The organism is Pandoraea captiosa, from assembly GCF_902459775.1.
Lineage (GTDB): Bacteria > Pseudomonadota > Gammaproteobacteria > Burkholderiales > Burkholderiaceae > Pandoraea > Pandoraea captiosa.
In genome coordinates this window covers 33078-56073 of the sequence record NZ_CABPSQ010000006.1, presented here as the reverse complement: position 1 = coordinate 56073, position 22996 = coordinate 33078, and the positions used below count along the sequence as shown (strand labels likewise).

At 65.0% G+C, this 22996-nt stretch carries 16 protein-coding genes; 8 read left to right on the top strand and 8 right to left on the bottom strand.

The genetic code is table 11. The features are described from left to right. Position 1: 1 nt before the first annotated feature. Positions 2 to 940: a LysR family transcriptional regulator gene (locus tag PCA31118_RS16595; RefSeq protein ID WP_150626239.1), complete on the top strand. Its 939-nt coding sequence runs from the start codon at positions 2 to 4 to the stop codon at positions 938 to 940. A gap of 181 nt (positions 941 to 1121) precedes the next feature. Further along, entirely contained in the window at positions 1122 to 1697 is a 576-nt protein-coding gene (locus PCA31118_RS16590; RefSeq protein ID WP_150626238.1) for a hypothetical protein, read from the top strand. On the opposite strand, the gene PCA31118_RS16585 is transcribed toward PCA31118_RS16590, so the two are convergent. From PCA31118_RS16585 to hpnC, 3 genes are all read right to left on the bottom strand, one after another. Further along, entirely contained in the window at positions 1598 to 2806 is a 1209-nt protein-coding gene (locus tag PCA31118_RS16585; RefSeq protein WP_150626237.1) for an NAD(P)H-dependent flavin oxidoreductase, read from the bottom strand. The two genes, PCA31118_RS16590 and PCA31118_RS16585, sit on opposite strands and share 100 nt — an antisense overlap. A 174-nt stretch (positions 2807 to 2980) precedes the next feature. Continuing rightward, entirely contained in the window at positions 2981 to 3931 is a 951-nt protein-coding gene (locus PCA31118_RS16580; RefSeq protein ID WP_246190275.1) for a DMT family transporter, read from the bottom strand. Between the two features lie 383 nt (positions 3932 to 4314). Then, positions 4315 to 5169, bottom strand: coding sequence for a squalene synthase HpnC (hpnC, locus tag PCA31118_RS16575; protein ID WP_150626236.1), 855 nt, complete (start codon positions 5167 to 5169; stop codon positions 4315 to 4317). A 279-nt stretch (positions 5170 to 5448) separates the two neighbouring features. On the opposite strand from hpnC, the gene hpnD reads away from it, so the two are divergent. From hpnD to PCA31118_RS16555, 4 genes are all read left to right on the top strand, one after another. Beyond that, entirely contained in the window at positions 5449 to 6297 is an 849-nt protein-coding gene (hpnD, locus tag PCA31118_RS16570; protein WP_150626235.1) for a presqualene diphosphate synthase HpnD, read from the top strand. Then, positions 6297 to 7541 carry a hydroxysqualene dehydroxylase HpnE gene (gene hpnE, locus PCA31118_RS16565; RefSeq protein WP_150626234.1) on the top strand — a complete coding sequence of 415 codons (1245 nt, stop codon included), beginning with the start codon at positions 6297 to 6299 and terminating at the stop codon, positions 7539 to 7541. The genes hpnD and hpnE overlap by 1 nt, the downstream gene beginning before the upstream one ends. Positions 7542 to 7743: 202 nt before the next feature. Continuing rightward, on the top strand, positions 7744 to 9717 hold the full coding sequence (gene shc / locus PCA31118_RS16560; protein WP_150626383.1) for a squalene--hopene cyclase: 1974 nt from the start codon (positions 7744 to 7746) through the stop codon (positions 9715 to 9717). Between the two features lie 203 nt (positions 9718 to 9920). After that, positions 9921 to 10616, top strand: coding sequence for a phosphorylase (locus PCA31118_RS16555; protein WP_150626233.1), 696 nt, complete (start codon positions 9921 to 9923; stop codon positions 10614 to 10616). A 24-nt stretch (positions 10617 to 10640) separates the two neighbouring features. Here the strand turns inward: PCA31118_RS16555 and PCA31118_RS16550 are convergent, their stop codons facing one another. The 5 genes from PCA31118_RS16550 to PCA31118_RS16530 form a co-directional block, all read right to left on the bottom strand. Then, entirely contained in the window at positions 10641 to 11843 is a 1203-nt protein-coding gene (locus PCA31118_RS16550) for a glycosyltransferase (protein WP_150626232.1), read from the bottom strand. Further along, entirely contained in the window at positions 11840 to 12835 is a 996-nt protein-coding gene (gene hpnA, locus PCA31118_RS16545) for a hopanoid-associated sugar epimerase (protein WP_150626231.1), read from the bottom strand. The genes PCA31118_RS16550 and hpnA overlap by 4 nt, the downstream gene beginning before the upstream one ends. Further along, positions 12836 to 13957, bottom strand: a complete 1122-nt coding sequence (gene hpnH, locus PCA31118_RS16540) for an adenosyl-hopene transferase HpnH (RefSeq protein ID WP_044454999.1) — start codon at positions 13955 to 13957, stop codon at positions 12836 to 12838. Between the two features lie 23 nt (positions 13958 to 13980). Then, positions 13981 to 14940, bottom strand: a complete 960-nt coding sequence (ispH, locus tag PCA31118_RS16535) for a 4-hydroxy-3-methylbut-2-enyl diphosphate reductase (protein ID WP_039399745.1) — start codon at positions 14938 to 14940, stop codon at positions 13981 to 13983. A gap of 389 nt (positions 14941 to 15329) precedes the next feature. Continuing rightward, complete coding sequence (locus tag PCA31118_RS16530; protein WP_150626230.1) at positions 15330 to 15971, bottom strand: MlaC/ttg2D family ABC transporter substrate-binding protein; 642 nt, start codon at positions 15969 to 15971, stop codon at positions 15330 to 15332. Positions 15972 to 16268: 297 nt separating this feature from the next. Between PCA31118_RS16530 and hpnN the strand changes: the two genes are divergently transcribed. Both hpnN and PCA31118_RS16520 read left to right on the top strand, forming a co-directional pair. Next, positions 16269 to 18920, top strand: a complete 2652-nt coding sequence (gene hpnN, locus PCA31118_RS16525) for a hopanoid transporter HpnN (protein ID WP_150626229.1) — start codon at positions 16269 to 16271, stop codon at positions 18918 to 18920. Positions 18921 to 19207: 287 nt separating this feature from the next. Further along, positions 19208 to 22966 (top strand): autotransporter outer membrane beta-barrel domain-containing protein, encoded by a 3759-nt coding sequence (locus PCA31118_RS16520; protein ID WP_150626228.1) that lies wholly within the window; start codon positions 19208 to 19210, stop codon positions 22964 to 22966. Positions 22967 to 22996: the final 30 nt, after the last annotated feature.

The following is a 22996-nucleotide window of genomic DNA, read 5'->3' as shown; positions in this document are numbered from 1 at the left end:
CATGGACCGCCTCAAATGCATGGAGGTCTTCGTGCAGGTCGTGCGCACCGGCAGCCTGAGCGCGGGGGCGGCGGCCTGTGGCATGTCGGCGCTTACCGCAACGCGTCACGTACAGGCGCTCGAAGCCCGGCTCGGTCAGCCGCTGCTGCGTCGCAGCGGGCGGCGTCAGGTGCCCACGGCGCTCGGTGAGCGTTACTTCTGCGAATGTGCGGAAGTCCTGGCGCGCGTGGACAATGCCGATGCGTTGGGGGACGGCGGGGCATCGGCCGGTGCAATGTCATCGGCCATCGCCCGGCCGGTCGGCCAGCTTCGGGTGAGTGCACCGACGACGGTCGGGTCCCACCTGCTCATGCCGATCTTCGCGGAGTACCTGCGCACGCACCCCGATGTCGCGCTCGATCTCGCCCTGAAGGACCGTGCCGTCGATCTGGAGGAGGAGGGCATTCACGCGGCGTTTCAGGCAGGCGGCCCTCCGGAGCCGGGGCTGGTGGCGCACACGTTGCGCGGTGTGACACGGGTCGCGTGTGCGTCGCCCGGCTACCTGTCGCGGCGTGGGATGCCACGTGAGCCCGGCGATCTCGCGGGGCACGACTGCCTCGGATTTCGTTACGACGACGTGCTCGGGCGCTGGACGCTCGCGCACGGCGGGCGCGGCGCGGCCGCAGCAGGAGACGCCCGTCTGAGCGCGCCCAATCCGCTCGCGCAGCTTCAGGCGGCGGTGCATGGCATGGGCATCGCCTTGTTGCCCGAGTACCTGCTGGCGCCGGAAGTCGAGGCGGGGCGCCTCGTTCGTGTGCTCGAAGCGCAGGCGCCACTGAGCGAACCCATGCATCTGGTGCATCTGGCCGGACGCTACGTGTCGTCCAAACTCGACGATTTCGTGCGCTACATGGTGGCAAAGCTCGGCCCGGAGGATTGTGCGGCGGCGACGTCGGCCTGAACGCAGCCTGTTGCCGACGCGGGCTGACGCCAGCCGACGGGCGCGGGATGCCGGAGCGTCGACAGTGGCCCGATCACGCGGCGGTGACTTCGGCTAAGATGCAGCCATCGACGTCGTGGCCGATGCGATATCTCCAAGAGCGGGGGCCGTAGCAGCCCGCCATTCCTTTGATCCGGCAACCATGCAACCTGGCAAGGCATTGCGACGCCTGCGCACCTGTGTTTTCACCGGACTCGCCGCTGCGGGCCTCGTGGGCGCTTCGCCCGCCATCGCGCAGCCGCCGCAGTACACGAACGACGCTGAACGCATGGGCGCGGCGATTGCCTCTCCCGAGGGCGTTGGGCAGGTGCTCGACCGCCTCGTGCAGAAATGCGGGCTATACGATGACGCGACCCGCACACACGGCGCCCGCGCGTTGCAGGCGTGGCAGGCGCGTCATCGCGACTATCTGGCCGAAGGGCAGCGTGTGCGGGCGGAGCTCAAGGCCGTGTACACCGATCCCGAGGCACGTCAGCGCTTCGATGACCTCCTGACCCGCCAGTTTCCGATGCTCGTCGAGCGACAGTTCGTCGTGTATGCGAACACCATCGACGACCAGCCGACAACCGCCGCCAAGGCTGAGTTGTGCGAGGGCTATTTCAAAGCCGTCGACGACCGTCAGTTCGATCTCACCGTCAACGATCCGGCGCTCGCCGCATTCTTCGACAAACGCATTGCCGAGCGCATGTCGTCCGGCAACTCGCCGGTGAGCAAGTAGCGCATCAGGTCCGCCACCGGTCGGATGCACTCGCCGAATGGGAGCGGGCCGCGTCCACGGAAAAAGAGCCCGCGGGCGACATCGCCGCGCACGGCCTGTGCGAGCTTGAGGTCGATGCAAAACTGACCGATGCGCGCTACGCCGTCGCGCAGCCCGCACGCCTGCAGGCAATCGAAACCTTCGAGGCACTGACGCACTCTGGCCTTTGCCTGTAATGCCGCTTCGCGCGAGAGGTACTTTCTGAGCCATGGCGTGAGTACTGCGCGCGCGGGAAGTCCGGCGACGCTGGTGAACTCGGCAATGTCTTCCGGGCGTGCGGTGGCCAGAACTTCCTTGAATGCGGGATGGGCGTCCGACTCTTCGGTCACGGCGAAGGCGGTGCCCAGTTGCACGCCTGCCGCGCCCCGGCCGAGCCAGTGCCGAACTTGCTCATGACGATGGATGCCGCCCGCCACGATCAGCGGCACGCGCGTCCATTCGATACCGAGCGAGGCGTACACCTCACAGCATTCGTCCAGCACGCGCTCGAAGGAGAATCGCGCGTCCCCCAGGTCGTCGATGCGTGTGGCGCCCAGATGCCCGCCCGCATGCGCCGGATGCTCGATGACGATGGCGTCGGGCAAGCGGCCTTTTTTCATCCACTTGCGCAACACGAGACTCACGCCGCGTGCATCGGACAGGATCGGGATCAGGGCGACGTGAGGATGCGAGGCGGTCAGTTCCGGCAGATCGAGCGGCAGGCCCGCGCCCATCACGATGGCGTCCGCGCCGCTTTCACACGCTTGTCGCACCAGCGCCGCGTGCGCGCTCACGGCCTTCATCACGTTTACGGCGACGAGTCCGTTGCCGTCGGCGATGACTTTCGCAGCGCGGATTTCGCGGTCCAGCGCGATCAGGTTGACGGCTTCGATCGCGGCTTTGTCGCGGGTGCCTTCGACGCGCGCGAGCAGGTCGGGATGGTGGTGACGCAGGTCGATGCTCGCGATCGTTCCCACGCCGTGATGTTTCGCTACGGTGCCCGCGAGCCGGTGCGCGGAGATGCCGATGCCCATCCCGCCCTGTACTACGGGTACCAGCTGGCGGCCGGCCAGCGTCAATTGCGCGTTCATGTCAATTCCGTTCGTCGAGAAGTATCGGCGCGCACGGGCTTGTCGTCGGGGGCGCAGTCGATGTGCGGCAGAAGTGCCGCCGACGGGCGCCGACGGGAGCCGATGAGCTACCGTTGCGGCAGTCTCGCATTCGTGCGCAGAACGGATGTTGCGATGGGTCAAGCACGCGTGTGCTCAGGCGGCCTCGCCGGTGCGGCATGGCGTCGCAGTGCGTGGCGCCGTGCCCAATGCAATGCCGCCGACGATGAGCGCGAGTGCCATCCAGACGTCCGGTCCCACCGACTCGTGCAGGATCGACGCTGACGCGAGCGTGCCGACGACAGGCACGCCGAGCAGGCCGAGCGACGTCACACCCGCCGGCAACCGTCGCGTGACGACGCCGGCGAGCCAGTACGCGATGCCGCCGCCGACCACGCCGCCATACGTCAGCAAGCCTGCGAACCCGGCCCAACCGACGATGTACGGTGCACCGTCCACGGCCAACGCGATCATGCACAGCACGACGCTGGCGAGCAGCAACTGCCAGGGGCTGAGTTCGAACGGACCGTTCACCCAGCGGTGCGCGCGCATATGGACGATGGCGATGGCCCACACGAATGCGGCGAGCAACACGAGGGCGTTGCCAAAGACTGCATGGCGGTCGCGCCAGTCGAACGCCAGCGGGTTGAACATCACCGCCAGGCCGAGCAGTCCGAACGCCAGGCCGAGCACGCGTCGCCGGGTGAGGGCCTCGCCGAGCCACAGCCGGGCGGCGGGCATGACCCAGAGCGGTGTGGTGTAGGCGAGCACCGCGGAGCGCCCTGCCGGAACGTATTGCAGGCTGAGCGCCACGAGCAGCGAGAACACCGCCATATGCAGCAGCCCCACGCTGACGATCACCGGTAAATCGCCCCGTTTGGGCAGGACAAGACGCCCGGTGAGGGCGCAGATAACGAACAATGTCGCCATGCCGACGACCGAGCGCATGGCGGCGCTCCACCACGGCGAAACGTGCGCGAGCAACGCCTTGCTGACTGGCCAGTTCACGCCCCAGGCCACGACCACGATGGTGAACAGCACGCCCGCGTGCGAGCGCATGGAGGCGGGGTTCGGGGCCAGACGTTGCAGACGGGGCGGCAGATTCACGTGCCGGGGCTCCATAGTGAGATCGAAGGAGGGAAGCGGGAACGAGGTGCGATCGAAGCGGGAATGAGGCGCGAAGGACGGATGAAGTACGGACCACGCGCGGATCAAGCACGCCGTCGACCCGTCAGCGCGAGGCGCCGCGCGTCATTGCGTCGCGCCAACTCCCCGTCAAAGTAAGACAGGCGTGGCGCGTCGAAAAGCGCCAGACGTGAGGGAAAAATTGGTGCCAGGACGTGGCGGTGGGGGAAGGGGTGAGGGCGGCGGCGGGGCGTACGGCGACGCCGCGCCGCCGCCCGCCGGGCCGCTCAGGACGGTGAGGGAGGTCAGGGGCGGCCGTGATCGGGCGCTAGCGGGAATGCCTGGTAGCTCGGGACGCCCGCGCCTCAAGCCTTCGGCGGCGTGCCGCTAATCTTCATGCACAGTCCGCGCAGGAAGACGCGCACGCCGTCGCCCTTGCCCAGTTGCGGCCGGTGACGAAACACGTCGTAGTCCACGGCTTCGATCATGTCGAGAATACGCAGGCCGCCGTGCACCACGCAGCACAGTTCCAGACCGAAGCGGCCCGGCACCCGATTGGCGAGCGGCGCACCGCGCAGCATCATCTTGCGGGCGAAGTCGACTTCGTAACGCATGAGCGCGCGCCACTTGTCGTCGTACTTTTGCGCGCCGATGTCCGCGTCGGACACACCGAAGCGCGCCATGTCGTCCTGCGGCAGATACACGCGCGCCTTGCGCCAGTCGACTTCCACGTCCTGCCAGAAGTTGATGAGTTGCAGCGCCGAGCAGATATCGTCGGAGCACGCAATGTTCTCGGGCGTGTCGAGCTTGAACAGACGAAGCATGATGCGACCGACCGGGTCGGCGGAGCGCCGCGTGTAGTCGCGTAATTCCTCGAACGTGGCGTAGCGCTTTTTCTCGATGTCCTGATCGAAGGCGGAGAGCAGGTCGGAGAAGGGTTGCACCGACAGCGTGTGCTCGGCGATCACGCGGGCGAGCGCAGCGAACAGTGGCTTGTCGGGCGAGGTCGGCACGCCGGCGGCGATCTTGTCCAGTTCGGCCTGATAGGCGGCAAGCCCGGCATGACGCTCGGCGTTGGTGGCATCGCCTTCGTCGGCAATGTCGTCCGCCGTGCGGGCAAAGTTGTAAATCACGCCCACCGGCGCGCGCATCTCGCGCGGCAGCAGGACACTGGCAACCGGGAAGTTCTCGTAGTGCTCGATCTTGGCGTCGGAAGTCATCAGGCGGATGAAGCGGATGAGGCAAATGAAGACAATGCCGCCCGGGTCCCGCGTTTCGAATGACGGGTATCGGGACGTTGCAGGACATCGCGGAGTAGCACAGAACAAAGCCGTGCGACACCGGGGCGGCGCTGAGTGCCCCGAGATTCTATGTCATCGCCCGGTATCCTGTCGGGAAAGTCACGTCAATCCCCGGTATACTTCACCCTTTGTCAGAATTTTCTGGCTTTCCTGCATTGTCACCCTGTTCCCCTGTTCCCCTGTACGACGAGGAGCCTCGTGAGCGTCGCCGAACCGATCGAAATTTCGCCTGAGCAGAGTAGTGCACGCGTGGCGTCGGGCAGCAGTTTCTATGCTGCCATGCGCATTCTGCCGCCTGCGCAGCGTGAAGGCATGTTCGAGATCTACGCCTTTTGCCGTGCCGTGGACGATATCGCCGACGACGGCGACGACACGTCGGCGAACCGCATGGCGCGTCTGGCGGTGTGGCGCCGCGATCTGGCCGATCTGTACGATGGACGGCCGGCCCCGTCGCTCGCAAACCTTGCCCGTGTGGTCAGGCAATTCGGTCTGAAGCACGAGGACTTCATTGCCGTCATCGAAGGCATGGAAATGGACGCGTGCGGCCCCATCGTCGGCCCCGATCTGCCCACGCTCGACCTGTATTGCGACCGCGTCGCGAGCGCCGTCGGCCGTCTGTCGGTCAAGGTGTTCGGCATGCCCGAGCAGGACGGTATCGATTTGTCGCACCATCTTGGCCGTGCGCTCCAGTTGACCAATATTTTGCGCGATATCGACGAAGATGCCGGCATTGACCGGGTGTATCTGCCGCGCGAGACGCTGGCGGACGCCGGGATCGTGAATGTGACGCCGGACGCCGTCGTCGCGGCAAACCTCGATCGTGCCTGCGCACCACTGGTGGCGCAGGCACGTGAGCATTACGCCCGGGCACGCGAGATCATGGCGCGTCATCCGCGCCGCGTGGTCATCGCGCCGGCGGTCATGGCCAAGGCCTACGGGGCGATTCTCGGCAAACTCATTGCGCGCGGCTTTGCCGTGCCACGCGAGCGCGTGCGGGTGCCGCGCTGGCGGCTGATTCTGATGCTGCTGCGGCAGATGGTTCTCTGATGGCGCGCACGGTTCACGTCATCGGCGCCGGCCTCGCAGGGCTGGCCGCCGCGGTCCGGCTTGCCACGCGCGGTGTGGCCGTCGTGCTGCACGAAGCGGCCCCCCAGGCGGGCGGACGCTGCCGCTCGTACTTCGACCGGCAACTGAACGCCGTGATCGATAACGGCAACCATCTGGTGCTCTCGGGCAACTCGACGATGCGCGCGTTCACGCGCACCATCGGCTCCGAGCACACGCTCACCGGCCCGGGGCGTGCCGAGTTCGCCTTCGTCGATCTCGAGAGCGACGAGCGCTGGACGGTACGTCTGTCGGAAGGGCGTGTGCCGTGGTGGATCTTCGACAAAGGCGCGCGTGTGCCGGGCACGAAGTGGTCGGACTATCTGTCGCTCGCGCCGTTGCTGCGGGCTGGTCCGCAAGCCACGATGACCGAGGCCATGAACTGCCCGCCCGTGCTGTACAAGCGGCTGATTCATCCGCTGTTTCTCGCGGTGCTCAATGCCGATCCCGCCGAAGGTTCGGCCCAGATGGCCGGGGCGGTGATTCGCGAGACGCTGGTGCCGGGCGGCAAGGCTTGCCATCCACTGATCGCCAGCGAGGGGCTCGATGTGTCGTTCGTGACCCCGGCGCTGGCGTATCTGGATGCGAAAGGCGCGCGCGTGATGATGCAGCATCGGGTGCGGGCGCTGCACTACGCGCCCGACGGCAGCCGTGTCGAAGCGATCGATTTCGGCGACGGCCCCGAAGCGCTGGCGGCGGACGACGCCGTGGTGCTCGCCGTGCCGCCGAATGTGGCGGCGTCGCTGGTGCCGGATCTGACGACGCCCGACGAATATCGCGCCATCGTCAACGCGCACTATCAGGTGCCGCCCCCTCCGGGATGCCCGCCGATGATCGGTGTGGTGAACGGGGTGAGCGACTGGATTTTCGCGTTCGACGGTCGTTTGTCGGTCACGATCAGCGGCGCCGACCATTTGCTGGACGAATCGCGCGAATCGCTCGCGTCGAGGATCTGGGAAGAGGTCGCGAAGGCCTGCAACCTGCCGGCCACGCCGATGCCGGTGTGGCAACTGGTGCGCGAAAAGCGCGCCACGTTTGCGGCAACGCCGGCGCAGGACAAGCGTCGCCCGGGAGCGAAGACACGCTGGCGCAACCTCGTGCTCGCAGGAGATTGGACGGCCACCGGGCTGCCCGCCACGATCGAAGGCGCGCTGCGCAGCGGGAATCGGGCGGCCGACCTGCTGTGAACGCTGCGGCGAATGCCGTTGTGATGGCTGCTCCACATGTTTAACCGGCGCGAACCACGCGCCGCTCTATCGCCTTTGAATAGGCAAGAACGCCATGGATACGATACGCGATGCTTCCGACAAGGAAGCGCGACGCACGGCCACTGCCACGGCCGTGGATCTCAAGTTGCACACCGAACTCGCGCAAAAGGTGAGTACGGCAATGGCCACGCAGACGCTGGAGACCGGTATCGACCGATCGATCACCGCATTGCTCGACCTGCAACAGGACGACGGCCACTGGCTCTTCGAACTGGAGGCCGACGCGACGATTCCGGCGGAGTACGTGCTCCTGCGTCACCATCTCGGCGAGAAGGTCGATGCGGCGCTCGAAGCGAAGGTTGCCGCGTATCTGCGTCGAATTCAGGGCGAGCACGGTGGCTGGCCGCTTTTCTACAACGGCAAGTTCGACATGAGCGCGAGCGTGAAGGCGTATTTCGCGCTCAAGATGATCGGTGACCCCGTCGACGCGCCGCACATGGTGCGCGCCCGCGAGGCGATCCTCTCGCGCGGCGGCGCGCAGAACTCGAACGTCTTCACGCGTATCCTGCTCGCGCTTTACGGCGTGCTGGAGTGGAAGGCCGTGCCGATGATGCCGGTCGAGATCATGCTGCTGCCGCAGTGGTTCCCGTTCCATCTCTCGAAGGTCTCCTACTGGGCACGCACCGTGATCGTGCCGTTGCTCGTATTGCAGGCCAAGCGTCCGCGTGCGCGCAATCCGAAAGGTGTGGGCATCGACGAGTTGTTCATCGGCAGCCCCAAGGATGTCGGGCCGCCCAAGCGCGCACCGCATCAGAGCCGCTTCTGGTTCACGTTCTTCTCGGGCGTCGATCATGTGCTGCGCGCACTCGATCCTTTCTTCCCGAAGAAGCTGCGTGAGAGGGCCGTCAAGCGTGCGGTCGAGTTCGTGGAGGAGCGTCTGAACGGTGAGGACGGCCTCGGTGCGATTTACCCCGCAATGGCCAATGCCGTCATGATGTACGACGTGCTCGGCTATCCCGAAGATCATCCGAGCCGCGCCATCGCGCGACGGTCGGTCGAGAAGCTGGTGACCCCGGCCGATCACGAGACGTACGTCCAGCCCTGTCTGTCGCCTGTGTGGGACACCGCGCTCTCGGCGCACGCGTTGCTGGAGACCGGTGACAAGCGTGCCATCGAACTGGCGGGCAAGGGGCTCGAATGGCTCATCCCGTTGCAGATTCTCGACGTGCGCGGCGACTGGATTTCGCGTCGTCCGAACGTGCGTCCGGGCGGGTGGGCATTCCAGTTCGCCAATCCGCATTATCCGGACGTGGACGACACGGCGGTGGTGGCGATGGCGATGGACCGTTACGAGAAGCTGTCCGGGAAGTTCGAGAACCTCAAGGTCGATGGTGCCGACCCGAGCCGACACGCGATGCGTTATGCGATCGATCGCGGCACGGAGTGGGTCATCGGCATGCAGAGCAGCAACGGCGGCTGGGGCGCGTTCGAGCCGGAAAATACGCACCTTTATCTGAACAACATTCCGTTCTCGGATCACGGCGCGCTGCTCGATCCGCCCACGGTCGACGTCTCTGCGCGATGCCTGTCGATGCTCGCGCAACTGCCGCCGTCACCCGAGCGCAAGGCCTCCGCCGATCTCGCGTTGAAGTACATTCTCGACGACCAGGAAGCCGATGGCAGCTGGTACGGCCGCTGGGGCATGAATTTCGTGTACGGCACGTGGTCGGCGATGTGCGGGCTCGCGGCGGCGGGCATCTTGCCCGAGCATCCGGCCATGGCGCGCGCGGCACAATGGCTCATCTCCATCCAGAATGCCGATGGCGGCTGGGGGGAGGATGGCGACAGCTACAAGCTCGAATACAAGGGATACGAGGCGGCGCCGAGCACGTCGTCGCAGACCGCATGGGCCTTGCTGGGCCTGATGGCTGCGGGCAAGGCCGACCATCCGTCGGTCAAGCGAGGTGTCGACTATCTGCTCAACACGCAGAACGACGAAGGCCTGTGGGACGAGGAACTTTACACGGCCACGGGCTTTCCGCGCGTGTTCTATCTGCGCTACCACGGCTATCGCAAGTTCTTCCCGCTGTGGGCGCTCGCCCGCTACCGCAATCTGACGGTGCGCAACGATTGCCCGGTGCCTTGCGGTATGTAAGATAGGCGTACGTCGCCTGCATCCGGTATGCGTCGCCCCGGCATCGACCGTTTTCCTGTCGATCGCCGGGGCGTTTCGTTTCGGGCCAGCGCCGGTCATCGTGTCGCGGCCATTGTCGTACGCCCCGTCGTCGCTCTCACGTCGCTCTCGCGTTGTTTTTGCGTTGTTGTCGCATCACTGTCGTTATCTTGCAAAGGAAGTGCATGAGCCAGCCCATCATCGTCGTGACCGGTATGCCATTCGAGGCGCGTATTGCCAGGGGCGATGGCGTACGTGTCGTTTGTGCGCAGAACCATGCGCTTGGCGACGCACTGGAGGCGGCGATTGCGCGCGAGGGTGCGCGCGGACTCGTGAGTTTTGGCACGGCAGGCGGCCTGATCCCCGGCGTGAAGCCGGGCCAGTGGGTCATCGCGCACAAGGTGCTCGACATGCCGCAGCAGGGGGCTGAGTTCCTGACGTCCATCGCGTGGGCGGAAGCCTTGCGTCGCGCGATGCCGGGCGCGCTGCGCGCCGACGTGGCCGGTGTGACGGCCCCCGTGGTGAGTGCGCACGACAAGGCGGCGTTGTTCCGTGAGAGCGGCGCGGCGGCAGCGGACATGGAATCGCACATCGTCGCCCGCGTGGCGCAGGCACATGGCCTGCCGTTCGTGGTGGCGCGGGTCGTGATCGATCCGGCAGAGCGTTCGTTGCCGCCGGCGGCGCTCGCCGGCATGCGCAGCGACGGTTCAACGGACATTCTCGGCGTGTTGCGCTCGCTTGCCGGAAATCCGCTTCAACTACCCGCACTGCTACGCGTGGGGCAAGACGCCGGCCGCGCGAAGCAGGCGATGAAGTTTGGGCGTCAGGTCGTGGCGCTCAAGCTCGGTGAAGGGTTTGGGGCAAAGGCGGCGGGGATCTGAGCGGGCCGCGAGGCAATTGGGCGGTCAGGCGTCCGACGACTGCTGTCCGCGCGCTTGCGCACGACCTTTCCACATGCCGCCGCGTCCGCGCCAGTGTTGCAGCGCCGAGTCGAACGTGAAGACGGTGTAGAGCGTCGCGACGAGCGGCAACAGCGGGCCGAAGCTCGATGGCTGACGATAAAAGCGCAGCATTGGCAGATACGAAATCGTCATGGCCACCCAGGCGAAGAAGCCCAGCCACTGGCCGATGCCCGACCCGAAGATCGTCATGACCGGCGGCACGATGAACGTGAGCAGCAGCGACACGATCGTGCCCGCGAGCAGCACCGGCGAGTACTGCAACTGCGCATACGCCGTGCGCGAGACCATCTTGCGAATTTCGCCGAGGTTGTCGTAAGGGCGAACGCTCACCGCACGCTCGGTCAGTCCCAACCAGATCGGGCCCTGCTTCTTGAGCATGCGGCCCATCGCGCAGTCGTCGATGATTTCGTCGCGGATCGCTTCGATGCCGCCACCGGCTTCGAGCGACGCGCGGTGAATCAACATGCATCCGCCCGCCGCCGCGGCCATTTTCTTCTTCGGATCATTGACCCAGGAGAAGGGGTAGAGCATCTGGAAGAACAGCACGAACGCCGGAATCAACGTTCGCTCGAACCACGCCGTGCAGCGCAGCTTCGCCATGAGCGAGACGAGCACGCGGTGATCTCCCTTCGCCCGTGTCACCAGACGACGCACGTTGTCGGGCGAATGGGCGATGTCGGCATCGGTGTGCAGCAGGTAGTCGGGCGCGATGCCGTCGTCGTTGGTCGCCGGGTCGCTCGCGAACGCCACGCCCTGACGCACCGCCCACATCTTGCCGGTCCAGCCGCCGGGCAGCGGCTGGCCGCTCAGCACGTCCACACGGCGCGTCAGGCCGTCGGCGGCGGCGCGGGCAGCCGCTTCGCGAGCGAGCTCGGCCGTGCCGTCGCTGCTCTGGTCGTCCACGACGACGATGCGCAGGCGTCCGGCGTAATCCTGTCGGCACAGCGACTCGACGACCTGACCGATCGATTCGGCTTCGTTACGTGCAGGGATCACCACGGCCACAGCGGGCCACACGGCCGGCTCCGGCAGGCGATCTTCGTCCAGATCGTCGCGCTCGCGGGCGCGCCAGAAGCCGCCTTGCGAGCTCAGCAGATAGATCCAGATGGCCAGCGACAGCGCGGCGATCCAGGCCAAAACAGTCATGAGAGATATCCGGCAGAACCAAACCAGGTGAGCGCGTCGCGCAGACCTTCGGGATAGGCACGGGCGGTGTAGCCCAGCTCGCGCCTGGCCTTCTCCGAAGAGAAGAACATGTGATAACGCGACATCTTCAGGCCGTCGACCGTCACGAACGGCTCCTTGCCGGTGAAGCGCGCAACGCCTTGGGCAGCCATCGCGAGCGGGTAAAGCGGCCAGCGCGGCAGCGCGACCTTGGGCGCCTTGCGTCCCACCATGCCGGCAATGCTGGCCAGCATGTCGCGTAGCAGGACATCGTCGCCGCCAAGGATGTAGCGCTCACCGATGCGTCCGCGCTCGAGCGCGAGCAGGTGACCTTCCGCGCAGTCGTCGACGTGTACGAGATTGAGGCCCGTATCGACGAATGCGGGAATCTTGCCTTGCGCGGCTTCGACGATGATGCGCCCCGTCGGGGTGGGCTTGATGTCGCGCGGGCCGATGGGCGTGGACGGATTGACGATCACGGCGGGCAGTCCGTCGTTGGCGATCATCCGTTCGACCAGACGCTCGGCCGCGACCTTGCTGCGCTTGTAGACGCCAATGGTCGTGGCTTCGTCGTTCGGCGAGGTTTCGTCGACGGGGCCCACGGCGTCGTGCACGCGCAGCGTGGCGACGCTGCTCGTGTAGACCACGCGCTCGACGCCCGCACGCAGCGCGGCTTGCATCACCGTGCGCGTGCCGTCGATATTGGCCCGCATGATGTCGTTGGGGTCTTTCGCCCAGAGGCGGTAGTCGGCGGCGACGTGGAGCAGGGCGTCCACGCCGGTGAGCGCGCGCTGCATCGAATCCGCGTCGCGCATGTCGCCTTCCACGACTTCGACGGGCAAGTCGGCGAGATTCGCGCGTGGACTGGTGCCGCGCACCAGCAGGCGAACCTCATGACCGCGCGCGAGCGCCGTACGTGCTACCGCAGAACCGACGAACCCGGAGGCGCCGGTGACCAGCACTCGCGACGGCATTTACGCCTTGGCCCGGCGCAACTCGTCGAGCTTGATCTCGACGTGCTTCGAGAACACGAACTCGGCCGGACGCTGTTTGGCGAACGAGATGTCTTCCGCCATCTTGCCTTCGGTGCGCACGCCCTTGATCGCCACACCCAGTGCACGCAGCGGGTGCGAAATCGTTTCGTTCACGGCCGTGGCTTCGAAGCCGCTGTGCACCATGCAGTCGGCACATTTCTCGTAGTTGCCCACACCGTACTTGTCCCAGTCGGTCGTGTTCATCAGTTCCGTGTACGTCTTGGCATAGCCTTCGCCCAGCAGGTAGCACGGACGCTGCCAGCCGAACACCGTACGCGTCGGGTTGCCCCACGGCGTGCAGTGGTACGAACGGTTGCCGGCGAGGAAGTCCAGGAACAGGCTCGACTGGCTGAACGTCCAGTTCTTGCCGCCGTTGCCGCGCTTGAGAATGTCGCGGAACAGTTGCTTGGTCTTCGAACGGTTCAGGAAGTGCTGCTGGTCCGGGGCGCGCTCGTAGGCGTAGCCCGGCGAGACGGTGATGCCGTCGAGGCCCAGGTCCTTCGTGGAGTCGAAGAACTTGGCGACCTTCTCCGGATCGGCGTTATTGAACAGCGTGCAGTTGATGTTCACACGGAAACCGCGCGACTTCGCCAGCTTGATGGCGGCCACGGCGCGGTCGTACACACCTTCCTGCGACACGGCGGCGTCGTGCATTTCACGGTCGCCGTCGAGGTGAATCGACCACACGAAGAACGGGCTCGGCTCGTAGTCGTCGATCTTCTTTTCCAGCAGCAGGGCGTTCGTGCAGAGATAGACGAACTTCTTGCGCTCGATGATGCCCTTAACGATCTGCGGCATTTCCTTGTGAAGCAGCGGTTCGCCGCCGGCGATCGAGACCACCGGTGCGCCGCATTCGTCCACCGCGTCGAGCGAGTCCTTGAGCGAGACGCGCTGGTTCAGGATGGGATCCGGATAGTCGATCTTGCCGCAGCCCGAGCAGGCGAGATTGCAGCGAAACAGCGGTTCGAGCATCAGCACCAGCGGGTAACGCTTGACGCCCTTGAGGCGTTGCTTCATCAGGTAGGCGCCAACATACGCCTGTTGCAGGAAGGGGATGGCCAAGTTCGGCTCCTGTTCGTATAGCGTTAGCCAGCGACCGCGTGGCGTGCGGCGACCGGCTCGTCTTTGGTCAATTCCGACGGCAAGCGGAACTGGATGGTTTCCTCGATGCCGTCCATGAGAGTCACTTCGACCGTGTCGATACGCCGCAGCGCGTCGATCACGTCTTCGACCATGCGCTCGGGCGCGGACGCCCCTGCGGTGATGCCGATGCGGGCCTTGCCGCGCACCCATTCCGGATTTACCTCGGAGCCATCGGCCACGAGGTAGCTCGGCAGCCCCATTTCGGAGCCGATTTCGCGCAGGCGGTTCGAGTTCGAGCTGTTCGTCGCCCCGACCACGAGCAGTACGTCCACGCGCTCGCACAGCTCGCGCACGGCGGTCTGGCGATTCTGCGTGGCGTAGCAGATGTCTTTGGTATTCGGGCCGACGATATTGGTAAAGCGACGTTGCAGCGCAGCAATGATACCGCGAGTCTCGTCGACCGACAGCGTCGTCTGCGTCACGTAGGAGACCGGGGTGTCGATGGCGAGCGGCAAGGCGTCGACGTCGTCTTCGGTCTGCACGAGATGCACGGGGCCGTCGATCTGCCCCATCGTGCCCTCGACTTCAGGGTGCCCGGCGTGTCCGATCAGAATGACTTCACGCCCGGCGGACACATAGTTCTTGCCCTGAATGTGCACCTTGGTCACGAGCGGGCAGGTGGCGTTGAGCACCTTCAGGCCGCGAATCTCGGCTTCCTGCTCGACCACGCGAGCCACACCGTGGGCGCTGAAAATGGTCACAGCGCCCGCCGGGGCTTCGGACAACTCGGCAATAAAGCGTGCGCCCTTCGCCTTGAGCGAGTCGACCACATGTTTGTTGTGGACGATTTCATGACGAACGTAGACCGGAGCGCCGTATTTTTCCAGCGCGCGTTCCACGATCTCGATGGCACGTATGACACCCGCACAAAACCCGCGGGGTTGGGCAAGTAGGACTTGCATTCAGCTCTCCGGCTCAGGTCGGCCGGGATGGCGGTATCTATCGGGCCCCATGCTCGCCACAGCCCGATGGGGTGGCTTCATGGTGCGCGCGAGGCCAGTTTCGATGGCAAATCGCGTGCACCCGCGGCGGGACCGCCGTCCGGTCGTTTGACAAGCAGCGATTGTAACCGCCACCGCCAAATATTGCTGATGACCCCTTGTGGTGAGACATCGGCAACTGTTGCGAAAATGTTGATGAATCCTCGCCGAATCGTCACCGGATCATCACTGAACGTGCAGCCAACCGGTGCCCATCTGCGCTGAATCCGTGGCAATCGGGATAACGAGTCGTCGAACGCGCGCCGAGCGTGTCCCGGCGGCGCAGGATCTGAAATGCTAAGTCGTTGATTTTATTTGCCGAAACGCTCGTTCTTCTCATGCAGATAGGCTATCAGGCTGTCGATGCCGCCCTGCGCGATGCGCGCCTTGAACTGGGGCTGGTACAACTGGATCAGCCACGCGTTGGCCACGTTCTCGCCCATCATGTTGATGTCGTAGATCTTCCAGCCCTTGTCGGTCTTGGCCAGACGGTACGCGACCGAGAGGTTGTCGCCCGGACCGCTGACCGTGGCGCCGACCACGACGTCGGTACTGTTGGCCGTGAGCTTGGCCGGGTCGAACTTGAACGAGATGTCGTTGCCCCGCACCTGGGAGAGCTGCAACGCGAACGTGTTCACGAGGAGTTGCTGGAATTCGTCGAAGACCTTTTTCTGCTGCTCGGGCGTGGCGGCGTCGAACACCTTCGGGCCGACGGCATAGCGCGTGGTGCGCAGGAAGTCGGCATACGGCAGAAAGTCGCGCGCGACCACGCGTGCGGTGGCGTTCACGTCGCCCGTCTTGGCGGCAGGGTCCGCCTTCACGCCCTTGACGACCGTCTCGACGGCCGTCTTCACCATGTCGTTCGGGTTGGCGCTCGCCTGTGCCCAGGCGCTCGATGCGCCGCCGATGCCGCTCAGTGCGACGGCGGCAACCGTCACCAGAAATTTATTCATGCCAGATTGTCTTATTCAATTGAACTCGGAGCAGGCCGTAGTGTAGTGCACGTCACGCCCACCCGGCCCCTGTATACTGCTGCGATTTTGTAAATTCACGATTTCATCGCCTTTGTCGCTTTCCTTGCGCTGATCGACGGCCATCGGCCCCGATTGGTTCCTGATTGGTTCCTGATTTGTGCGATTGTTTAACCTTTCGTTACCACTTTCGCCAGCGCTTTCGTGCCGTATGGCCCGATCGACAGGAAATGCGTCGGATTCGACGGTGAGACTTCCACTTTCTTCCGGAATCGCTCCATGCTGACTTCGCTCGTCGTGCGCATCGTCCGTTTCTCGGCGAAGCACGCGTACCCGGTCATCTTCGCTTCGCTGCTGCTCGTGATGGCCAGCTGCGTGTACGTCGCAAAGCACTTCGCGATCAACACAGACATCTCGAGCCTGATCGATCTGAATACCCCGGCGGCCGAGCGCGGTCGCGAGATCGACCGAGCCTTCCCGCAGAAGACCGACCTGACGCTGGCCGTCGTGCAGGCGCCCTCCGCGGAGTTCGCCGACAAGGCCGCGGCAGAGCTGGCAAGCAAGCTGGAGACGGAGACGGACGTTTTCCGTAACGTCAGCCGTCCCGGTGCGGGCGATTTCTTCGCGCATAACGCCTTGCTGTTCGCCTCGACCGACGAGGTGAAGTCGCTCACCGGCAAGCTCGAAGACGCGAAGCCGCTGCTCAACCGTCTAGCACAGGACCCGAGCCTCGCGGGGTTGTCGAGCCTGCTGTCGGTGACGTTGCAGACGCCGCTGCTCACCGGTCAGGTGAAGCTCTCCGACATGACGCGACTGCTCGACAATGCGGCGGATGCATCGGAAGCGGTGCTCGCGAACCGTCCGGCGGGCATGTCGTGGCGCGCGCTGGTTGCCCCCGACACCGTCGCGCGCAGCTACGTGCAGGTGCAGCCGGTGCTCGATTACGCCGCACTGGAGGCGGGCGCCAATGCCGCCACGCGCATTCGCGACGCCGTCGCCGACCTGAAGCTTGCCGAGCGTTACGGCGCAACGGTGCGCCTCACCGGGCCGCGCCCGCTGTCGGACGAGGAATTCGCGTCGGTGCGTGAGGACGCCGGGCCGAACGCCGTCATTACCCTGCTGGCCGTGCTCGTGGTGCTGTGGCTGGCGGTGCGCTCGGGCAAGATGATTCTCGCGGTGTTCATCACCCTGCTCGCGGGCCTGGCCGTCACCTTCGCGCTCGGACTCATGATGGTGGGCGCGCTCAACATGATTTCCGTGGCGTTCGCCGTGCTGTTCGTGGGCATTGGCGTGGACTTCGGGATTCAGTTCGGCGTGCGCTATCGCGAGGAGCGTCATCGCCTGGAACATGAGAGCGGGGCGTCGACCGACGAAGTGCTGCGCGGTGCGCTGGCGGGCGCGGGCAAGGCGATTGCGATGCCGCTGTCGCTGGCCGCGGCGGCCACCGCAGCAAGTTTCTTCTCTTTCCTGCCGACGGACTATCGCGGCGTATCCGAGCTGGGGCTGATCGCCGGTGTGGGGATTTTGTGCGTGGCGTTTCCGTCGGCGATCACGTTGCTGCCCGCGCTCATCAGCGTATTCAAGCCCAAGGGCGAAGCGAGTCCGCCCGGATTCCGCAGCCTCGGCCCGGTGGACGACTTCACCGAGAAGCATCGCAAGCCGTTGCTCTACGGCACGTTGGCGTTGGTGATTGCCGGGCTGCCGCTTCTCGCGCATCTGCATTTCGATTTCAATCCGCTGCATCTGAAAGATCCGCACACCGAATCGATGGCAACGCTCATCGATTTGTCGAACTCGCCTGAGGCCGGCGTCAACGACGTGCAGTTGCTCACCCCGGATCTGGCGGCGGCGGACGCCGAAGCCGCGAAGCTGCGCGCCGTGCCGGAAATCGGCCGTGTCGTCACGCTCACGACCTTCCTGCCGTCTGACCAGCCGGCCAAGATCGCGATGATTGCCGCTTCAGCGAAGTCGTTGCTGCCGGTGCTCACGCAGACGCCGCTGGCGCCCGTGCCGGACGCCACGCGTGTCTCCGCGCTGAAAACGGCGGCGGGCCAGTTGGAGGATGCTGCGCTCGATTACCCCGGCGAGGGCGCGAAGTCAGCGCAACGTCTGGCGGCTGCGCTGCGCAAACTCGCGGCGGCAGATTCGGCCACGCGCGACCGCGCCGAGCGCGCGATTGCCGAACCGCTGAAGCTGGCGCTGGGTCAGTTGCGCGACGCACTGCAACCCCAACGGGTGACGCGCGAGTCGTTGCCGAAGGACATCGCGTCGCAATGGGTCGCCGCCGATGGGCGCGCACTCGTGAACATCTCTCCGCGCGTGCCCAAGGGCGCCGATCCGAGCGACGACGTGATGCTGCGCAAGTTCACGCAGGCCGTGCTGCGCACGACGCCGGACGCGGTCGGTGGCCCGATCTCGATTCTGCGCTCGGCGGACACCATCATCCGCGCGTTCATCGAGGCGGGGATATGGGCGTTGCTGTCGATCACGCTGCTGCTGTGGCTGGCGCTGCGCAATTTCGGGGACGTGCTGCGCACCCTCGTGCCGCTGCTGGTCTCCGCGGCCGTCACGCTGGAGGTCACGGTGCTGATCGGATTGCCGCTGAACTTCGCGAACATCATCGCGTTGCCGCTGCTGCTGGGCGTGGGCGTGGCGTTCAAGATCTATTATGTGATTGCATGGCGTCACGGTCAGTACCGATTGCTGGCTTCCGGTCTGACGCAGGCGATCGTACTGTCGGCGGCGACCACCGGCATTGCGTTCGGCAGCCTGTGGCTGTCGCATCACCCGGGCACGTCGAGCATGGGCAAGCTGTTGGCGCTGTCGCTTGTCTGCACGCTCATCGGGGCGGTCTTCTTCCAGCCGGTACTCATGGGCAAGCCGAAGGACCAGACGGGGCAGACGGGCGCGGTGCCGCCGACACAACGCTGATCGTCGTTAGAATCCCGTGTTTCCGGGATGTTTCGCGAGATGCGTGTGCGAAATGAACGAGGAGGCTGTCGCAGCGACAATGCGCGCAGCTTCCTTCAAAGGAATCATCACTATCTTTTTAATGTTTTTAGTTAAATGTTTTTAAAGATTAACTATAAAAAACATTGAAATTACTACGTGATTTTATGGTTCCGTAAATGGTTGTTTATTGCTTGACGTTGGATTAATAATCGCCCTGAAAACTTGCGGCTCGCTCGCGCTTCGGTGAGCCGGTAAAGGAGGGGCGAATGCGATTCTGTCGTGTGGTGCACCGGGCAGTACCGAACGTCTTGCTTCGTAGTCCTATCTCTGCGCTTGCCATTACCAATGCGGCTGCGCTGCTGGTCGCCAGTCCTGACGGACATGCGCAGACTGCGTTGTGCGGCGTGATTCCCGCGGGGCAATATACTTCCGGCTATTTCTGTCAGCCTGCGACCGGCGTGGCTTCGAGTCTGTCCACGACAGCCAATACCTCCTTCTCGACCACGGCCGGGCATGTCTTGCGCGCCACGGGCGTTGGCGCCAATGCAACGTTGAGCGTCACCGGAACGGCGATATCGACGTCGCCACCCTCGGCGTTAAACGGCATTTACACGCAAATCACGAATCCCGGCGGGACGGCGCCGGCGTCAGACGCACGCATTGTCATCGACGGTGGCGTCAATTCCGTCACGGCCGCCGGCGCCGCACTGGATGCCGTTGCCATTGCCAATGCAACGGCCGGTTCATCTTCCGTTGTCGTTACACAGGGCACGACGCTGACGATAGATAACCGCGTGCTTGGCAACGAACATGACGGCATCGACATCAACGCCAGCGGCGGTGGCAACGCGCAGGTCACACACAGTGGTACCGGCAACATCGCGGTTGCCGGTGGCAACGGCGTCTGGATCAAGGCGACGGGCAGCGGCAACGCCCTGGCAGAGGTGGGTAACGGCGTGACGTTCGTGGTCGACAACACCGACACGTCTTCGCAGGGTAACCATGCAGGCGTTCACACCCGGTCGGTCAACGGAAGTTCGCAGATCAACAATGCCGCGCGTGTTCAGGCGATCGGGCGAAATGCATTCGGCCTGTTCGCCGAGACGACAAGCGGCGACGTCACGATACAAAACAGCGGTTCGCTGACGACGAATGGTGTGAACGGGTTCGGCATTCGCGGCGTATCGCCCGGCGGGAGTGTGACGATCGTCAACTCGGGAAACATCGATACGTCCGGCGGCGGCGGGCACGGCATCTATGTCACGAACGGCACGACGGGCAACGGGGCCGTCTCGATCGACAATCGCGGGGCGATTTCCGTGGGCACGACCGCCGACGACACGGGCTCCCGCGCCATCTATGTGCTCTCGCAGGGCACCGGCGAGGTCTCGGTGACCGGCAATGGCGACATTCTCGTGCGAGGCAGTCCCACGGCGGGGCGCGGCTACGGGATCATCGTGAGCGCGGGAAGCGGGCACACGAGCGTGAACTACGGCGGCTCCATCGAAGCACACGGGAATGGCGCCGGCGGCATCCGGATCGACGCCGCGACGGCGGGCAACGTCGACATCACCTACACCGGCGCGCGCATCGAGACCTTCAACTCGAACGCCAATGGCATCTATGCGACGACCGGCGCCGTGGACGGCACCGTCACCATTCGTTCTCAGGGCACGATCATCACGCATTCGGATGCCGGGGGCGGAGATGGCACCGGCACCGGATCGTTCGGTATCCAGGGGCTGAGCCAAGGGGCGGACGTCGTGATTCAGAACACAGGCCCACTGATCGACGTCAATGGACGCGGTGCGGCGATTCTGGGAAGCAATGCCTATCTCGGCGGTCAGGGATTTGGCGACGTTTTCGTCACCAGCACGGGAACGCTGCGCGCACGTGGCGATCGGCAACAGGGCATTCGAACCACGACGGGCACGGGCGGACAGTACATCGTCAACGAGGGTCCGATTCAGACGTCAGGGGCATCCGACGCACAGGGCATCTGGGCGAATTCCTCGGGCGGCGGCACGGTGTCCGTGAGCAACTCTGGCGCCATTTCCACCGTTGGCACGGGTTCTTCCGGCATCGATGCGCAAACGACGACCGGCAGCGTGAGCGTCAATAACGCGGGCGCCATCTCGGCCGGTTGGGGAACGAGCGCCGGGATTCAGGTCAGCGGGGCCGCCCAATCGGTCGCCAACGCAGGGAGCATCGAGGCGTTGAGCGACGTTGCCATTCGTGGCGACGCCAGTGCTGCGGGCACACGCCTGTCGGTCGAGAACAGCGGACAGATAACGGGGTTGGTCACGGCCACCGGGGCAACGACGACGCTCAACAACACCGGCACGTGGGTGCTTCGCAACTATGCCGACACCACCGGCGGCGGCCTCAGAGACACCTGGCGCGTGGCGACCAACGACTTCGGGGCAGGCGCGGGCAACGCCATCGTCAACAACGGTGTCCTGTCGCTCGCGGCACAACCGGCGAGCGGCGTCACCACATTCGACGCGACCGGGGCGTATCTGCCGCTCGGCCAGCAGGTCAATATGCCCGCAGCGGGCGGCCCCGTTCAGGGGCAATTGCTGGGCGTGAGCAGCTTCACTAACAGCGGCATCGTCGACGTGAGCGGTGGCGGCAACAGCGTGGCCGGCAACGTGCTCGTGATCTCCGGCGCCCGGACCGCCGGCACTTACGGCGGCGGGCAATACATCTCCAATGGCGGTCGCCTGATGCTCAACAGCGTGCTCAACGAAGGCGGCGCGAACAGCCATTCGGACATGCTGGTCGTCGATGCCGCGTCCACGGGCAGCGGTGGTGCGACACGAATACGCGTGAACAACGTGGGTGGCGATGGCGCACTGACGACGGGAAACGGCATCGCCCTGGTCGACATTCTGAGCACGGCGCCATCGGCAAGCGATAGCGGCGCATTTACGCTGGACCGTCGCGTCGTGGCGGGCCCGTACGAATATCGTCTGTTCCGTGGTGCCGAAGACGGCTCGGGCACCAACGTCTGGTACCTGCGTTCGGACCGCGAACCGGATCCCGCGCCGCTCTACCGGCCGGAAATCGCGGCGTATCTGGCAAATCAGCGGCTCGCGGGGCAGATGTTCGTGCACAGCCTGCACGACCGGCTCGGCGAACCGCAGTACGTCAACGAGCAGGGTTTCAACATGACGCGCACGGACGACGAAGCGTCCGACAAACCGAAATCCGGCTGGCTGCGCATGGTCGGGCGGTGGGAGCGCTCGCAGAGCGCGAACGGGTTATTCAATGTGCGCACCAACGCATTCCTGCTCCATGGCGGTCTCGAATTCGCCGACTGGTCGATGCTGAGCGAGACCGACCGGATTCACGTTGGCGGCATGCTCAGTTACGGCACGGCCAACAGCAACGCCACGGCGCAGGGGAACCCGGCGCACGCGCAGGGCAAGGTGGAGGGTTGGAGTCTCGGCGCCTACGCCACGTGGTATCAGAACGACGAACACAAGCTTGGCGCGTACGTCGACACCTGGGCGCAAATCGGGTGGTTCAACAATCGTGTCGACGGCGACACGCTCGATGCTGCGCGCTATCACGCGGGTGGCGTCGCGGTGTCGGGCGAAGCGGGCTATGCGATTCCGCTGCGCGACGACTGGGTCGTGGAGCCCCAGGCGCAGATCATCTACATCGATTATCACGAGAACGATTTCACTGAGCCCAACGGCACGCGAGTCGGCGGTGCCAACTCGTCAGGCCTCGTGACGAGACTCGGCATTCGCACGCACCGCACCTGGGTGCGTGACGATGGGCGCCGGTTTCAGCCGTATTTCACGTTCAACTGGTGGCGCACGACGACCGACAGTTCGGTCTCGTTCAACTCACTTCCGCTGGGCACGATGTACCCGCGCGATCGGTTCGAGGCGAAGCTGGGGATCAACGCCTTGCTCGGCAAGCGCTGGACCGGCTGGGCGAACGTGTCGGGATCGTGGGGACAGCAGGACTATCGGCAACTCGCGGTGCGCGGGGGCGTCAAGTACACCTGGTGATGTGCCCGATGCGCGGTGTCGGACACCGCA

Excerpts from the sequence above, each read along its gene's own strand:
- PCA31118_RS16595 (WP_150626239.1), top strand. The coding sequence starts at position 2 with ATGGACCGCCTCAAATGCATGGAGGTCTTCGTGCAGGTCGTGCGCACC.
- PCA31118_RS16590 (WP_150626238.1), top strand. The coding sequence starts at position 1,122 with ATGCAACCTGGCAAGGCATTGCGACGCCTGCGCACCTGTGTTTTCACC.
- PCA31118_RS16585 (WP_150626237.1), bottom strand. The coding sequence starts at position 2,806 with ATGAACGCGCAATTGACGCTGGCCGGCCGCCAGCTGGTACCCGTAGTA.
- hpnC (WP_150626236.1), bottom strand. The coding sequence starts at position 5,169 with ATGACTTCCGACGCCAAGATCGAGCACTACGAGAACTTCCCGGTTGCC.
- hpnE (WP_150626234.1), top strand. The coding sequence starts at position 6,297 with ATGGCGCGCACGGTTCACGTCATCGGCGCCGGCCTCGCAGGGCTGGCC.
- shc (WP_150626383.1), top strand. The coding sequence starts at position 7,744 with ATGGCCACGCAGACGCTGGAGACCGGTATCGACCGATCGATCACCGCA.
- PCA31118_RS16555 (WP_150626233.1), top strand. The coding sequence starts at position 9,921 with ATGAGCCAGCCCATCATCGTCGTGACCGGTATGCCATTCGAGGCGCGT.
- PCA31118_RS16550 (WP_150626232.1), bottom strand. The coding sequence starts at position 11,843 with ATGACTGTTTTGGCCTGGATCGCCGCGCTGTCGCTGGCCATCTGGATC.
- hpnA (WP_150626231.1), bottom strand. The coding sequence starts at position 12,835 with ATGCCGTCGCGAGTGCTGGTCACCGGCGCCTCCGGGTTCGTCGGTTCT.
- ispH (WP_039399745.1), bottom strand. The coding sequence starts at position 14,940 with ATGCAAGTCCTACTTGCCCAACCCCGCGGGTTTTGTGCGGGTGTCATA.
- PCA31118_RS16530 (WP_150626230.1), bottom strand. The coding sequence starts at position 15,971 with ATGAATAAATTTCTGGTGACGGTTGCCGCCGTCGCACTGAGCGGCATC.
- hpnN (WP_150626229.1), top strand. The coding sequence starts at position 16,269 with ATGCTGACTTCGCTCGTCGTGCGCATCGTCCGTTTCTCGGCGAAGCAC.
- PCA31118_RS16520 (WP_150626228.1), top strand. The coding sequence starts at position 19,208 with ATGCGATTCTGTCGTGTGGTGCACCGGGCAGTACCGAACGTCTTGCTT.